This window comes from Paenibacillus sp. ov031 (assembly GCF_900143165.1).
GTDB classification, from domain to species: domain Bacteria; phylum Bacillota; class Bacilli; order Paenibacillales; family Paenibacillaceae; genus Paenibacillus; species Paenibacillus marchantiae.
This window is the reverse complement of record NZ_FRDO01000001.1, coordinates 1-1,385: the sequence shown is the minus strand read 5'-3', so window position 1 is coordinate 1,385 and position 1,385 is coordinate 1. Positions and strand designations below refer to the sequence as shown.

1 protein-coding gene is annotated in these 1,385 nt (G+C 59.0%); it reads right to left on the bottom strand.

Annotation, left to right across the window (positions count from 1 at the left end):
* On the bottom strand, positions 1-1,385 hold a 1,385-nt coding region (locus BUA17_RS31420), incomplete at both ends, for a hypothetical protein (protein WP_211754041.1).

Here is a 1,385-nt window from a genome sequence, read left to right as displayed (position 1 = left end):
GCACCTGTCACACCTGTTACCCCAGTAAGACCCGTTGCACCTGTGGCTCCAGTTGTTCCTGTTCCGGTTGCACCTGTCACACCAGTTACCCCAGTAATGCCCGTTGCACCAGTGGCTCCCGTAGCTCCTGTTCCGGTTGCACCTGTCGCACCAGTTACCCCAGTTGAACCCGTTGCACCTGTCACGCCAGTAAATCCTGTCGCTCCCGTGGCTCCAGTTACTCCAGTAAGCCCCGTTGCCCCAGTGGCTCCGGTTGTTCCAGTTCCGGTGGCACCTGTCGCACCAGTTACTCCAGTAAGTCCCGTTGCTCCGGTAGCTCCGGTTGTTCCCGTTCCGGTTGCACCTGTATCACCAGCTACCCCAGTAATCCCCGTTGCACCAGTGGCTCCCGTAGCTCCGGTTCCGGTTGCGCCTGTAACACCTGTTACCCCAGTAGATCCTGTCGCGCCGGTGGTTCCTGTTGATCCCGTTCCGGTAGCACCTGTTCCACCAGTTACCCCAGTTGAGCCGGTGGCTCCAGTTGCCCCTGTAGCTCCCGTTCCTGTTGCACCTGTCACACCTGTTACTCCAGTAAGACCCGTTGCACCTGTGGCTCCTGTTGTTCCTATTCCGGTGGCACCTGTCACACCTGTTACCCCAGTAAATCCTGTCGCGCCGGTGGTTCCTGTTGTTCCCGTTCCGGTAGCACCTGTTGCACCAGTTATACCTGTTAAACCCGTCGCGCCTGTGGCTCCTGTTACTCCAGTAAGCCCCGTTGCACCTGTGGCGCCGGTCGTTCCCGTTCCGGTGGCACCTGCCAGACCGGTTACACCCGTAGATCCCGTCGCACCTGTAGCTCCCGTTGTTCCTGTTCCCGTTGCACCTGTCACACCAGTTACCCCAGTTAAGCCCGTTGCACCTGTAGCTCCAGTTGTTCCTGTTCCGGTGGCGCCTGTCGCTCCAGTTGCTCCTGTTCCGGTTGCGCCGGTGGTTCCTGTTGTTCCCGTTACCCCTGTCACGCCAGTAAATCCTGTCGCTCCCGTGGCTCCAGTTACTCCAGTAAGACCCGTTGCACCTGTGGCTCCAGTTATTCCGGTTCCCGTTGCCCCTGTCACACCAGTTACCCCGGTAAGACCCGTTGCTCCTGTGGCTCCAGTTGTTCCTGTTCCGGTTGCGCCTGTAACACCAGTTACTCCAGTAAGCCCTGTTGCACCAGTGATTCCAGTTGTTCCTATTCCGGTGGCACCTGTCACACCTGTTACCCCAGTAGATCCTATCGCGCCGGTAGCTCCAGTTGCTCCCGTTCCGGTAGCACCTGTTCCACCAGTTACCCCAGTTGAGCCGGTGGCTCCAGTAGCCCCTGTAGCTCCCGTTCCTGTTGCACCTGTCACACCTGTTACCCCAGT